Genomic DNA, 13,268 nt, shown 5'->3' on the forward strand with positions numbered 1-13,268 from the left:
TTTTTTTTATGGGATATTTTTAATGGTTAAGTCCTTGATTTTTGCTTCTCCGTTGGTTAGGAAACCTAACTTGCCTTGTTGGCTTAACAGACTTTTTTCCAGAGAACATTCTAAGGCAGTTTCGTTATCGACTGAAAAGAACAATTGGTTGTGCAGCACTTTTATTTTTATGGAATACCATCTGTTGTTTTCTAATTTCATTGGTTTTTTAAATAAAGTCGGGCCTCCGCGTTTTTCATATTCATCCGTTCCTTTTTTGTAAACACCTCTTCCTATTACGATATTCTGGTCTATTTGGTAGAGATAGGTTCTGATATAGTGTTCCTTATCGATGTTTAACATAATTTCAAACAGTGATTCTTTGGTCATATTGACGTTAAAATCGATTTCATAATTTTCGGGAAGGCTCTTTTTAGATTCTATGACACCCCAATGCATGGGACCGCCAATTCCCCTTAAAGTGTCTTTTTCAAGAAACCATTCTGTTGGATTTAAGTTCCAGTCTGATTTTAGGGCAGCCGCGTGAGTTATTTTGTATTCTTTTTTTGTAGTGGCAATGGTGCCGCAACAGGAAGTGATTATTAGGGATAAGACTAATAACACAGGATATTTAATTTTCATTTTGTTTTTTAGTTTTGTTCCGGGTGGTATTTGATTTTGCCGATTGACCCTGTGGGAGCCGGAAGCAATTCAAATACCGAAGTAGGAGCGAGGCCTGATTCGATGCGATGTGAAACGTATAAAATGCTGACATTCGTTTGCTGTTTGATGGTATTGATCAACTGAATAACCAAATCAACATTTTCATCGTCCAGACCTTCCACAGGTTCATCCAGAATTAATAAAGGCGGATGTTTTAAAACCGCACGGACAATTAACGCGACTCTTTGCTGGCCAATAGAAAGATCGATGAAACGTTTTTTGCGCAAATCACTCATTTCAATTACTTCAAGCCATTGTGCCACGGTTTGTTTTTGCAAGGTTGTAGGCTCAATGTATAAACCTATGGAATCGAAAAACCCCGAAAGAATCATTTCTTCCAGAGTATGTCCTTTTTGGAATAGATCGGTCATGGAAGTCGTGAAGATTCCGATTTGTTTTTTGATGTCCCAGACGCTTTCCCCGGTTCCTTTTTTTCTTCCGAACAAATGTAAATCCTGGCCGAAACCTTTTGGATTATCTCCGGTAATCAAAGATAAAATCGTACTTTTTCCGGAACCGTTTGGGCCGATCAACTGCCAAAATTCACCTTGTTTTATGGTCCATGAAATTTGGTCTACAATTTTTCGGTCGTCATAGCTTACGGAAACATTTTCCATTTTGATTAAAACATTTTCGTCGAAGGAATGTGATTCCAAAGCTTTTGGAATTGCCGCTGTATTTAGCGTTTTATAAAGTTTTTCTATTTTTGAAAGAGGATGTAATTCAAAGGTATTGTCTTTGATCTGCGCTTTATTGGGCACGAAATGAAGTACATCTGTAACGCGGTTTACGATTTGAATAATAGCGATCTGCTCTGTTAAATCTTTTAAAGACTCGGCTAAAATGACACGCGAGGCCTGATCTAAATGGTCAAACGGATTATCGAAAATGATAAAGTCAGGTTTTTGGCTGATACAGTATTTTAAAAACTCTTTTTTGCGTTCACCGGAAGAAAAGGTTCTCAATTGCCTGTGGGAATCCGGAGAAGCCTCAACAATGTCGTACTGGTATTCTTTTTCGATGAATTTTTCAATGGCAATATCTGAAAAGAGTATTCCTTTTTGATTGTTAAAAACGGCTAATTCTCCTTTGGCTTCGCCAGAAAGTAAAGTATCGATAAAGGCTTTTTTGTTTACCTGATTCGACAAAAGTATATCCCAATGCTGCATTTCTGTTTTTTAATAGAATTGTTTTTACCTGTTGCGTATATCTTTAACAAACAAAAACATAGATTAATAGTTGTTTTTGCCACAGATTAACTGATTAGCACAGATTTTAAAATCATTTCAATCCGGTAATCTGTGGCTAATAATTGTGAATTTTACTTCGCGGTTATTTTGTTTGCTGTGTAAACATGTCGCGATCGTTTCGCGACCATTCACTCCAGGAGCCAATGTACAGTTTCGGAATCGGAATTCCGGCGTAGTCCATGGCTAACAAAGTATGGCAGGCCGTAACTCCTGAACCGCAATGTACAATTGTGTTTTCAGGTTTTACATCACCTAAAATTTGGCTGTATTTCTGATGTAATATTTCAGCAGAATGATAAAAGCCATTTTCGTCCAGGTTTTCACTAAAAGGAACATTGACCGCACCGGGAATATGTCCTGCGATTAAATCCAGTGGTTCTGTGAGCCCGTCAAAACGATTTTTATCTCTAACATCGATTACGATGTTTTCATTGTTATTTCGGGCTTTTTCGACTGCTTCTATATCGGCTAAGGCTAAATTCCATGCTGAAACCGGATATTTTTCAACGGGTTCGAAAATTTCAATTTCCGAACTGACCGGAAACCCGGCTTTTATCGCAGCCTGCAAACCGCCATTTAAAACCTGCACTTTTTCATGGCCAATAGCACGCAGCATCCACCAGAATCTGGCCGCGGCATTCGCCCCGTTTTTATCATCATAAATGATCACATGGCCCGAAGGCTGAATTCCAAGTCTGGAAAGTACTTCTGAAAACTTTTGAAAAGAAGGCAGCGGATGTCTTCCGCCCTTTGCAGGATCGCTTTCGACAGTTGCCAGGTCCTTATTCAGGTCAACATAGCGCGCGCCTTTTAAGTGTTCTTTCTGATAATTTTCTTCGGCATTAATTCCGGCCCGTGCATCAATCAGGATGATTCCTGAGGATTCCTGCAGTTTTACTAATTCTTCAGGCTGTATAAGAGGTGAAAATGTATTGGACATTTAAATGAAAAATTAAATTCTTTTTAATAATGTTAACCCGGAATTTTTTCAATCAATATTTCGTTTCCTGCCAGATCAAAATAAGTACAGGTCATTTCGATGATATCTACACGCCATTTGGCAATACCACATTGTGCAGCATGATTACAAAATGTAAGATAATCTGTTTCGCCATTCTGGTGTTTGACCAGAAATTCGATAAAAAGCTCTTTATTGACAGCCACTGAGATTTTAATTTCAGGATATTTTTCATCTGCAGTAACGCTGTAATTGTTTACCCCGTAATATTCAACATGGCCGTCGTGTACAAATGTGTCGTACCCTTTTACGCCTAAAATGATTAAATCCTGTATATAATTTGGAAAATCAGCACCGCTTTTTACTTTGCCGTGTGCTTCTTTTATTTGTTCTATAGTAAACATATATTTCGTTTTTAAGGTTAAAGTTTTATTGTTTCAAAAATACAATTAATGGTTTTATAAAGGAATCAAATGATTCAATATGTGGTAAATGTCCCGTGTTCGGAACTTCAACTAATTTTGCATTCGGAATTGCTTTTTGTGTTTTTTTGCCCAATTCCATATAGTTTCCCATTGTTTTTCGGACTTCTTCCGGGACAAGCTGTTTTCCTAAAGCCGTTTTGTCTCTCGTTCCGATGATTAAAAGTGTCGGACTTTTAATGTTTTTAAATTCGTATAAAACGGGTTGTGTAAAAATCATATCGTAGAGTAAGGCAGAGTTCCAGGCCACTTTTGAGTAATCCGGGGCAGTCGTCCATCCGGCGCCCAGTTCCGCCCATTTTTGAAAATCAGCATTCCACTTGCCGTCGTAATAATTTTCCATTTGGTACTTTTTGATGGCTTCGTAATTTTGTTTCAATTCCGATTCGTACCACCATTCTACGGGTTTGTAAGGAACGACCAATTTCCAGTCTTCTAAACCAATCGGATTTTCAAGCACCAGTTTTTCTGCTGTTTCGGGATACATCAACGCAAATCTCGTAGCCAACATTCCGCCCATGGAATGCCCCAAAATGGTTGTTTTCTGAATTCCTAAATGATCCAGTACTTTTTTGGTATTCTCTGCGAGTTGTTGAAAAGTGTATTGAAAATGATCCGGTTTTGAAGATTTTCCGAAACCAATCTGATCCGGCACAATAACCCTGAAACCTTCTTTTGTCAGCGCTTTGATTGTGGTTTCCCAATACGCGCCGTTGAAATTTTTACCGTGAAGCAATACGATATTTTTGTTGTTGTAATTTTCCGGTTTGATATCCATGTAAGCCATTTTTAAAGGCTGACGCTGATTGTTCAGTTCTAAAAAATGAACCGGGAATGGATATTCGTAATTCGTTAAATTGATGTCGAGTGCTTTTACGTTTTCCTGTTGCGCCAGGCAAAGGAAGGGAAGCAGCAGCAATATGATTTGTATGTTTTTCATTTTCGGACAGTGTTTATTTTCAATTATAATAAAAGTAAGGCTTAGCGCTTTAAAAGCAAAAATTATAATCTTAAAATTATCAGAAAAAACCGAAAGTTTAGTACATAGTTACTTTTTAAGCGTAACAACACGCTGCGGATACGGAATATCAATATCGGCTTCGTCAAAACGTTTTTTGATGCTTTGTAATAAATCGCAGTACATAATAAAACCATCTGTAGAATTTTTGGCCCACGCCCAGGCTTTCAGGGTTACGCCGGAATCTGCAAGTGCTACAACACGCGCCGTGACCAGAGGTGTCTTTTGTTTTTTATTTTCGGCTGTTCGGGTATCAATAAAAAAGGGATGTCCGGCCACTTCCTCCTTCATGATTTCTAATGCTTTTTCGACATCTGATTCGTACCCGATGCCAATTTCGATTATTTTGCAGCATTTGGTATCGTGCATATTGGTGTTTACGATAATCTGATTGCTGATAACCGAATTCGGAATAATGATCCGGTTGTTTTCGGCATCTTTCAAAACGACCTGTCTCAGATTAATATCTTCTACTGTCCCAACGAAGCCATTGATGGTAATTTTATCATTGATTCGGAAAGGCTTAAAAATCACCAGGAAAATACCACTTACAATATTACTCAAAGCTTGTTGTGAAGCCAGACCCGCCACCAATGAAATTACTCCGGCACCGGCCAAAAAGGAATGTCCGATAATTTTAAATTCCGGAATCTGGATTAAGGCAAAAGCAAATCCCAAAATATAAATTACGGTGATGATTAAATGTTTTAAAAACCGGAAACCGGTAGCGTCATATTCTTTATTGCTTAATTTACGATACAGAAAATAACGCAATACTTTGTCGGTAATAGCCCCCAGAACAATAGTGACAATCGCTATAATGGCAATAAAAACACCTATCCTAAAGTCTTTTAAATAATCAATCATAGAGTTGTAAGTTTAAAAAAATCCAAAAAACGACTATTTTTTAGAAGGTGCTTTTTGGATTTTTGTAATTATAACAGATTAGGATTTTCTTTTAAAGTCCAACAAAGTCATCACTTTTAGGGAAAATACTCAAAGCTTCAATTGCAATTTCAGGAGTTGGGGAAGCCAATTTACGCAGTTTGGTATCCATCCAGGCACCGTCTACTGTGATGACAGCACAAAGGGTGTCATCTTCTTTCCTGAATTCGTGAACGATGGACCAGCGTGACGCATCGGCTTTCATTTTTGAAGTTTTGGTGTGAAGGAATATCTTATCTGAAAGTTTTAATTCTTTTCTGAAGATGCATTCTTCCCTAAACAAAACCGGGCCAAAACCCTGTGTCTGCATGACACGTAGTGTTAAACCTAACTGTTCTAATATTTCGATACGATGTTGTGCTCCAAAATCGTAATAAGCACTATGACGAACGTGAAAATTTGGATCAAGATCTGACCAGCGAAAAGATAATTCTTTAATAAATGAAGCCATTTTGTTTGTATTTTATTGAGAAATCGAAATTACAAATAAAAACTCAGACCTTTTACTGCAAAACAGAACTATTGCCGCTGGTTTTTAAAAATAGTCCGTTTTGAAAGGAGCAAAATCCTTTAGATTTGGAAGCGGCCTGATAATGATTTTCTTTTGAGTTTTTGTTACCGGAAAATCATCTTCGCCATAAGGTTCTGTCTTTTTGATACGGATTCCGGTCGATAAATTAAAGTCAATCGTTCCCATTGTTCCCTGTCCGTCCGAATAGACTTCGGAGAAACCAATGAGTTCGAAATTATTATGCTGATACCTGAATTTATGCTCATAGTGACCCCGCAAAAGTTCATTGTTGATACTAAGAATGCCTTTTTTTATGGTAATATCCGAAAAAGCATTTCCATTGTAATACCCTTTTCTGCCTTCCGGAAAAGCCGGATCTATAGCTTTTACTGACGAAAGAACGCGCTTGAAATGACCATTGGATTCAGCAAAATAAATTTCGAGTAGATAGGGGGCATTGTCGCTTAAAGTGTCTTGCGAAACTAGAACATAGTCTGCTAAGCCATCTTGGTTCAGATCGCCACTTACCTTAGTGATTTTTTTACCGAAATTGTCATTTTGCGCCAATAAGGCTATGGGAAATAATAAGAAGAATAAGGATATGAATTTTGGCATTGTGTAAGGAACAATAGGTTTTTAATTTAATGTAGATTCTTCGATGGCTGCTATTTTAATATCATCTTCATGTAAGGATTGTAAAAAATCAGAAGCGTCAAAGACTTCGCCCATTGTTGTAACACCTGTTTTTTTTATGCTGCCTGATAAAATTCTGTTGACAGCTTCTGTAACCAACGGTGCTGTAACGGCATAAATGTCCTGTCCCTGAGCCGAAACGATTCTCCTGATATTGCCTTTTACCGCAATAACTTCCACACAAAATTGCTGAGACGACCGGTTTTTGATGTCAACCGGTTTTGGTTCGGGCGTGTCATTATTTCGAAGATCATTCAAAGAGTTCTGGCTAAGAAAGGTATTAATGGTATTTACATTTAAATGGCGGGAAATTGTAATAATTTCAGAGAGCGGTAAAGCCACAACTTCCTTAATTCCGATCGGGTTTTTGAAATCCCATTCTTTTGGAACCGCTGCTTCAAGCTCCTGTAAACGATTGTCTTTGAATGTTAATCTTTTATAGTGATTTCGATCTCCGGTCAATCTTGTTCCTTTGGTCGGATGCCACGAATCCAGACCTATATAAACATTTATTTCGTCAATTTTGTTCCAGTCCTGAGTTAGTGCCGTACTGAGAAGATCTGCTAACCCGCCGTAAAAGGCAGCGGCAGGAATTATTAAAATTTTACTGTTTTTTGCCTGTTCAGCAAAAAGTTCAAATACATCTAATACTGCTTTTTGTTCTGCACTCAAATCGATATAATGACTGCCTGAACGCAAAGCAGCTTCAATAATAGGTTTTGCAGTATCTAAATAAGGCCCTGCACAATTTATGATAATTTTGGCGCCGTAAAAAGCGTTATCCAGTGCTTTTGGATCATCAATGGCGGCTGCTTTTATTTTTAAATCCGGATATTCCTGATGGAGAAGAGTTAATTTTTCGGAATCTCTTCCGGAAAGCAGGAGGTTCTTATATCCTTTTCTGGAAAGTTCAGCTACAATAAATTTCCCTGTATGTCCGTAAGCGCCATAAATTGCAATGCTGTTTTCCATAATTTGTAAAATTTTAGTTTGTAGTAGTTACGAAACGCTGTAATTTTAGAACTATTCTTTAGGATCGTTATTTTCTTTGGTACTAAATTTTTTGACAATTAAAGGCAAAGTAAGTCCCTGACCAATAAGTGTTAAAAGGACGACAGCTACAGAGATAAAGATAATAACAGTTCGCTCCGGAAACGGAGTCCCGTCCTCCAGTTCTTTAGGAATACCGATTGCAATGGCGAGCGAAACGATTCCCCGCATTCCGGACCAGCTTAAAATGACACTATTATTAAAATCTAAAAGTGCATGTTCGCTCACTTTTCTTTTCCTTTTTGTATTTTGAAATGCTTTCTGAAGGTTAATTTTCTGCAAAAATATTCGGACCATTCGAATCAATAAAGCTGCAATAGTGATGATTGCTGCGTAACCAATATAAGGCAGAATCATGCTGTTGTCTATATCTTTCAGAATATAACGAAAATTAAGTCCTATTAAAATAAAGATCAATCCGTTGAGTAGAAAAATGATAATGTCCCAAAAGCTTCTGGATTGATTTTTTAAACTTTCCGGAAATATTTTTTTACTGAAACGGGCAATTGCCAGTCCCAAAATAACGACTGCGATTACTCCCGAAACATGCAGATGTTCTGCAATAAGATAAGTTACAAAAGGCATTAACAGCATGAAGCTAATCGTTACATTTACGTTTTTGTGTACACGCGTTAGTATGAAGCTCAGAATTTTAGCCATCACAAAACCTACTAAAAATCCACCTCCAAGTAAGAGCAGAAATTCAAGGGTAGCTTTCCAGATGACAAAAGCAGATCCCATTACGGCAGCGACCGCAAAACGGTAGGCAACCAGTGCCGAAGCATCATTAATCAGGCTTTCACCTTCAAGAATAGTTATCGTTTTATGTGCTATTTTCAGTCCTTTTGTAATGCTTATGGCAGCTACGGCATCTGTAGCAGAAAGAATTGCTCCCAGTACAAAAGCCAGCGGCCAGGTCATTCCGGGAATTATGAAATGTGCTAAGACTGCAATTCCTAACGCGGTAAGGAAAACTAATGAAATAGCGAGTGTACCAATTGTATTCAGATTGGTCTTGAAATCTTTAGGGGAAATATTAAAAGAGGCATCATACAATAAAGGCGGGAGAAATAACAGGAATATAATTTCCGGATTAATTTCGATTTCATTCATTGTTGGAATAAATCCAATTGCGATTCCTACCATAACAAGTAAAATAGGCTGTGGTAATTTTATGGTGTCAGCAAAAGCAGATAGCCCGATGACGATCGCGAGAATAAATATAATGATGCTGTAGTTTTCCATTTATAATTCTATTGATTGAAGAAAGTTGCTAATGTAAGTATTTCGGGATTTAATTAAAAATAGGGAAAGACATTATCTGATGAGATTCAGATAAGCTTCTTTTGAAAACGAATATTTTAGCCCTGATGGGATGGAAAATCCTTTTGTGCCGGGGTTCGGCATAAAAGATTGGAGGGACAGCAGGAAAAAGCTCCTGATAAATGACACCTAAAGTACTGATATGCCATGGTTGTCAGGTTTTGAAAATGTCATGTTGTCAGCTGATTTTTACCATGACAACATTAAAACTGACAATTTACTTTGGTTTTTTATATTGGCACAAAGATTGACTTATGCCACCTGAGTTAAAAATGTATATCAAAAATTAAATATATAAAAAATGGGTAAAATAATCGGAATTGACTTAGGTACGACGAACTCTTGTGTTTCTGTAATGGAAGGTAACGAAGCAGTTGTTATTCCTAACGCAGAAGGAAAAAGAACAACTCCATCTATCATCGCTTTTGTTGAAGGTGGCGAAATTAAAGTAGGTGATCCTGCAAAAAGACAAGCAGTAACGAATCCTACAAAAACGATTGCTTCTATTAAACGTTTTATGGGACACACTTTTGCTGAGACTCAGGAAGAGGCAAAAAGAGTTCCTTACAGTGTTGTAAAAGGTGACAACAATACACCACGTGTGGATATTGACGGTCGTTTATACACTGCTCAGGAATTGTCAGCAATGACACTTCAAAAAATGAAAAAAACTGCTGAAGACTATTTAGGTCAGACTGTAACTGAAGCAGTTATTACTGTTCCTGCTTACTTTAACGATGCACAACGTCAGGCTACAAAAGAAGCTGGTGAAATTGCTGGTCTTAAAGTAATGCGTATCATCAATGAGCCAACTGCTGCGGCACTTGCTTACGGATTAGATAAAAAAGGAACGGATCAAAAAATTGCTGTTTACGATTTAGGTGGAGGTACTTTTGATATCTCTGTTCTTGAATTAGGAGACGGAGTTTTCGAAGTATTGTCTACTGATGGAGACACTCACTTAGGAGGAGATGATTTTGACCATACAATTATTGACTGGTTAGCTGACGAATTTAAAGCTGAAGAAGGTATCGATTTGCGTCTTGACCCAATGTCATTGCAACGTATCAAAGAAGCTGCTGAGAAAGCTAAAATTGAATTGTCATCTTCTGCAGAAACTGAAATCAACTTACCTTATGTAACTGCTACAGCTTCCGGACCTAAACACTTAGTTAAAAAATTAACTAGAGCTCAATTTGAAAAATTAACTGATTCATTAGTAAAACGTTCTATGGCACCAGTTGCTAAAGCGTTGAAAAATGCAGGTTTATCTATTTCTGATATTGACGAAGTTATCTTGGTTGGTGGTTCTACACGTATCCCAAGAATTGTTGAAGAAGTTGAAAAATTCTTTGGTAAAAAAGCATCTAAAGGAGTTAATCCTGATGAGGTTGTTGCAATTGGAGCAGCTATTCAGGGTGGAGTTTTATCCGGAGATGTAAAAGATGTATTGTTACTTGACGTTACACCTTTATCTTTAGGTATCGAAACTATGGGTGGTGTTATGACTACATTAATTGAAGCTAACACAACTATTCCAACTAAAAAATCTCAGGTTTTCTCTACTGCTTCTGATTCTCAGCCATCTGTTGAACTACACGTTCTTCAGGGAGCGAGAGCAATGGCAGCTGATAACAAAACTATCGGTCGTTTCCACTTAGATGGTATTCCACCAGCACCAAGAGGAGTTCCTCAAATTGAAGTTGCTTTTGACATTGATGCTAATGGTATCATCAAAGTAACTGCTACTGATAAAGGAACTGGTAAATCTCACGATATTCGTATCGAAGCTTCTTCCGGATTAACTTCTGAAGAAATCGAAAGAATGAAACAAGATGCTGAAGCCAACGCTGAGTCTGATAAAGTTTTAAAAGCTAAAGCTGAAAAAATAAATGAAGCTGACAGTACTATCTTCCAAACTGAAACTCAGTTGAAAGAGTTAGGGGATAAGCTTACTGACGATCAAAAAACAGCTATCGAATTTGCTTTGACAGAATTAAGATTTGCTCACCAATCTCAAGATCTTGAAGCAATCCAAAAAGGATTAGACAATGTAAATGCAGCCTGGAAAGTAGCTACAGAAGCAATGTACGCTCAAGGTGGTGAACAAGGTCAACAAGCGGCTCCTCAACAAGAGCAGTCTCAAGGTGACAATGTTGAAGACGTTGAATTCGAAGAAGTAAAATAATTTACTTTTTAGATTATAAATTAAAAGCCGAGTCAGAAATGACTTGGCTTTTTTGTTTTATACTAACGTTGGTAAACCCGACAGGTTTTTAAAACCTGTCGGGTTTTGTTTTTTGTTTAGTTAGATTGAGTAATATAATTTTATTTGGTACGTATTAAACCCGACAGGTTTTCAAAACCTGTCGGGTTTGTTTCGCGTTTAGATTGAGTAATATAATTTTATTTGGTAACGTATTAAACCCGACAGGTTTTGAAAACCTGTCGGGTTTTCTTCGCGTTTAGATTAAGCAATAAAATTCATCATAAGTTTAAAAAATCTTCTAAAGAATTGAAGTTTTCCTCTTTACTATGGAAATCTTTTAGGCTTTCAATATTTTCAAATAAAGAAATTACTTTTTCGCGTTTTAATTTAGTTGGCTTTGCTGAAACACAAGTTAAGTAAGAACTCCACGGATATTCAATTGGATGTTCGCAAAATCCGTGATTTACGGGATTGTTATGGATATATTTTATTACGGAACGCAAATAGAAATCATTATCAATTAATTTTCTTTTAAAAGGTCTCTCAAATAATGCTCCATGTCTGTTGTAACTTTTATTGATCGACTTAGTGTAAGCATTGAACAAATTGCCAAAAGACTGGTGCGGAGGAATTATTTTTTTGATTTCATCCTCCTTTTGACTTTCCAGAATTTCCGCAGAAGTTCTAATTCTTACCAACAGATGAAAATGATTTTTTAATAAACACCATGCCAGTGTTTCTGCAATTGGATCAATATGCTTATTGTAAAGCATTAAAAAATACTCATGATTTCTATTTTCTTTAAAAATATTCTCACTGTTGATTCCGCGATTATAGATGTGATAATAGTTGCCAAATTCAAGCGGTTCGGTTATTTGCATGAGTATAATTATTTGTTGTTAAACTCAAAGGACTTTGAATCTATCAAATTTAATTAAAAGCAGTAAAAAGATTACAAATTAAAAAAAAAGTATTATGGAATATTTTCTATCAAACTGACAATTGTCATTTCTTTTCAAATTCTTTTTTGTAATATTACTAGGTAAATATTTTTGAATGAGAAAGATTAAATATAAGAAAGGGCGCAAGCTGCAACACATTACTTTAGAGTACACAGGAACCCATAAAGAGCATGAAACAGAAATGCAGCTCTTTGTATATGATGATGCAGATGTTGTTGAATATGAAAAGTTTACTGTAGCAGCATTAAATTCCTGCTTTGATTATACAAAGAATAACTGGCTTAATGTTCATGGTTTAAATGATATTGGCCTGCTTAAAACCATTGGGGAACATTTCAAGCTGAATGATTTTTTACTGGCCGATATTTTAAATACTACGAAAAGAACGAAACTGGAAGAACAGCCGGATGTTTTATTCTTTAATATAAAATCGTTGCTGCCTTCCGAATATTCGGATAATCTTAGTGTTGAGCAGCTTAGTTTTATTCTGAAGGATGGAATTCTTATTTCATTTCAGGAAAAACGAAGCGATTTCTTTACGCACATCCGGGAGCGACTTCGCACGCATGCGGGAATTGTGCGAACGAAAAAAGTAGATTACCTCCTTTACCTGTTGTTGGATGCCGTTATCGAAAACTTTTACATTACAATAGAAGATGAAGAAGAAAAAATTGAAGAATTAATCAATTTAACTAAAAAAGGAGCTGATCCGATAATATTGGAAAAGATTGAAAACCACAGGGATAATTTTAATTTTTTAAAACGTTCCATAATTCCGCTTCGGGATTCGTTATTTTATTTAAAAACGATAAAAGACGATGATACGAGTACTTTGATCCAAAAAGACACCTTTAACTTTTTTATCCGTTTACATCAGAAAAGCTTAGAGCTTTTAGAGCAGATTGAGTCCGATATGAGTTCACTGGAAAGTGCTTCCAATTTCTATTTTTCGGAACAAAGCCGTAAAATGAATGAAATCATGAAAACCCTGACGATCATTTCGGCGATTTTTATTCCGCTGACTTTTATTGTCGGAGTTTACGGGATGAACTTTGATTATATGCCGGAACTTCGCTCCAAAAACGGTTATTTTATCGTTATGGGAAGTATGTTTTTGCTGGTGATTGCCCTGATTATTTACTTCAAAAAAAGACGCTGGTTTTAA

The 13,268-nt window shown here is 36.7% G+C and carries 13 protein-coding genes; 2 read left to right on the top strand and 11 right to left on the bottom strand.

Annotated elements, in window-relative coordinates; all coding sequences use genetic code 11:
• Positions 1-6 precede the first annotated feature (6 nt).
• The 10 genes from LPB89_RS04930 to LPB89_RS04975 form a co-directional block, all read right to left on the bottom strand.
• On the bottom strand, positions 7-621 hold the full coding sequence (locus LPB89_RS04930) for a hypothetical protein (protein WP_230700580.1): 615 nt from the start codon (positions 619-621) through the stop codon (positions 7-9).
• Positions 622-629: 8 nt separating this feature from the next.
• Positions 630-1,871: an ATP-binding cassette domain-containing protein gene (locus LPB89_RS04935; protein WP_230700582.1), complete on the bottom strand. Its 1,242-nt coding sequence runs from the start codon at positions 1,869-1,871 to the stop codon at positions 630-632.
• Between the two features lie 163 nt (positions 1,872-2,034).
• A complete protein-coding gene (locus LPB89_RS04940; RefSeq protein ID WP_230700584.1) occupies positions 2,035-2,892 on the bottom strand; it encodes a sulfurtransferase in 858 nt (285 codons plus the stop codon).
• Positions 2,893-2,924: 32 nt separating this feature from the next.
• Positions 2,925-3,314, bottom strand: a complete 390-nt coding sequence (locus tag LPB89_RS04945) for a DUF1398 domain-containing protein (RefSeq protein WP_230700585.1) — start codon at positions 3,312-3,314, stop codon at positions 2,925-2,927.
• A 25-nt stretch (positions 3,315-3,339) separates the two neighbouring features.
• Positions 3,340-4,332, bottom strand: a complete 993-nt coding sequence (locus LPB89_RS04950; protein ID WP_230700587.1) for an alpha/beta fold hydrolase — start codon at positions 4,330-4,332, stop codon at positions 3,340-3,342.
• A gap of 108 nt (positions 4,333-4,440) precedes the next feature.
• Positions 4,441-5,277 carry a mechanosensitive ion channel family protein gene (locus tag LPB89_RS04955; RefSeq protein WP_230700589.1) on the bottom strand — a complete coding sequence of 279 codons (837 nt, stop codon included), beginning with the start codon at positions 5,275-5,277 and terminating at the stop codon, positions 4,441-4,443.
• Between the two features lie 91 nt (positions 5,278-5,368).
• Positions 5,369-5,806, bottom strand: coding sequence for a thioesterase family protein (locus LPB89_RS04960; RefSeq protein WP_154341639.1), 438 nt, complete (start codon positions 5,804-5,806; stop codon positions 5,369-5,371).
• Positions 5,807-5,890: 84 nt separating this feature from the next.
• Positions 5,891-6,481: a hypothetical protein gene (locus tag LPB89_RS04965; RefSeq protein ID WP_230700591.1), complete on the bottom strand. Its 591-nt coding sequence runs from the start codon at positions 6,479-6,481 to the stop codon at positions 5,891-5,893.
• A gap of 21 nt (positions 6,482-6,502) precedes the next feature.
• Positions 6,503-7,531 (bottom strand): trans-acting enoyl reductase family protein, encoded by a 1,029-nt coding sequence (locus LPB89_RS04970; RefSeq protein ID WP_230700592.1) that lies wholly within the window; start codon positions 7,529-7,531, stop codon positions 6,503-6,505.
• A 51-nt stretch (positions 7,532-7,582) separates the two neighbouring features.
• Positions 7,583-8,854, bottom strand: coding sequence for a Na+/H+ antiporter (locus LPB89_RS04975; RefSeq protein WP_230700594.1), 1,272 nt, complete (start codon positions 8,852-8,854; stop codon positions 7,583-7,585).
• 379 nt (positions 8,855-9,233) lie between these two features.
• On the opposite strand from LPB89_RS04975, the gene dnaK reads away from it, so the two are divergent.
• On the top strand, positions 9,234-11,120 hold the full coding sequence (dnaK, locus tag LPB89_RS04980; RefSeq protein ID WP_127337269.1) for a molecular chaperone DnaK: 1,887 nt from the start codon (positions 9,234-9,236) through the stop codon (positions 11,118-11,120).
• A gap of 299 nt (positions 11,121-11,419) precedes the next feature.
• On the opposite strand, the gene LPB89_RS04985 is transcribed toward dnaK, so the two are convergent.
• Positions 11,420-12,022, bottom strand: a complete 603-nt coding sequence (locus LPB89_RS04985) for a transposase (protein WP_230700595.1) — start codon at positions 12,020-12,022, stop codon at positions 11,420-11,422.
• Positions 12,023-12,197: 175 nt separating this feature from the next.
• Here LPB89_RS04985 and corA point away from each other — a divergent pair, with 175 nt between their 5' ends.
• Positions 12,198-13,268 carry a magnesium/cobalt transporter CorA gene (corA, locus tag LPB89_RS04990; RefSeq protein WP_230700597.1) on the top strand — a complete coding sequence of 357 codons (1,071 nt, stop codon included), beginning with the start codon at positions 12,198-12,200 and terminating at the stop codon, positions 13,266-13,268.

Origin of the sequence: Flavobacterium sp. ENC, assembly GCF_020991415.1 — a bacterium.
Lineage (GTDB): Bacteria > Bacteroidota > Bacteroidia > Flavobacteriales > Flavobacteriaceae > Flavobacterium.

Excerpts from the sequence above, each read along its gene's own strand:
- LPB89_RS04930 (WP_230700580.1), bottom strand. The coding sequence starts at position 621 with ATGAAAATTAAATATCCTGTGTTATTAGTCTTATCCCTAATAATCACT.
- LPB89_RS04935 (WP_230700582.1), bottom strand. The coding sequence starts at position 1,871 with ATGCAGCATTGGGATATACTTTTGTCGAATCAGGTAAACAAAAAAGCC.
- LPB89_RS04940 (WP_230700584.1), bottom strand. The coding sequence starts at position 2,892 with ATGTCCAATACATTTTCACCTCTTATACAGCCTGAAGAATTAGTAAAA.
- LPB89_RS04945 (WP_230700585.1), bottom strand. The coding sequence starts at position 3,314 with ATGTTTACTATAGAACAAATAAAAGAAGCACACGGCAAAGTAAAAAGC.
- LPB89_RS04950 (WP_230700587.1), bottom strand. The coding sequence starts at position 4,332 with ATGAAAAACATACAAATCATATTGCTGCTGCTTCCCTTCCTTTGCCTG.
- LPB89_RS04955 (WP_230700589.1), bottom strand. The coding sequence starts at position 5,277 with ATGATTGATTATTTAAAAGACTTTAGGATAGGTGTTTTTATTGCCATT.
- LPB89_RS04960 (WP_154341639.1), bottom strand. The coding sequence starts at position 5,806 with ATGGCTTCATTTATTAAAGAATTATCTTTTCGCTGGTCAGATCTTGAT.
- LPB89_RS04965 (WP_230700591.1), bottom strand. The coding sequence starts at position 6,481 with ATGCCAAAATTCATATCCTTATTCTTCTTATTATTTCCCATAGCCTTA.
- LPB89_RS04970 (WP_230700592.1), bottom strand. The coding sequence starts at position 7,531 with ATGGAAAACAGCATTGCAATTTATGGCGCTTACGGACATACAGGGAAA.
- LPB89_RS04975 (WP_230700594.1), bottom strand. The coding sequence starts at position 8,854 with ATGGAAAACTACAGCATCATTATATTTATTCTCGCGATCGTCATCGGG.
- dnaK (WP_127337269.1), top strand. The coding sequence starts at position 9,234 with ATGGGTAAAATAATCGGAATTGACTTAGGTACGACGAACTCTTGTGTT.
- LPB89_RS04985 (WP_230700595.1), bottom strand. The coding sequence starts at position 12,022 with ATGCAAATAACCGAACCGCTTGAATTTGGCAACTATTATCACATCTAT.
- corA (WP_230700597.1), top strand. The coding sequence starts at position 12,198 with ATGAGAAAGATTAAATATAAGAAAGGGCGCAAGCTGCAACACATTACT.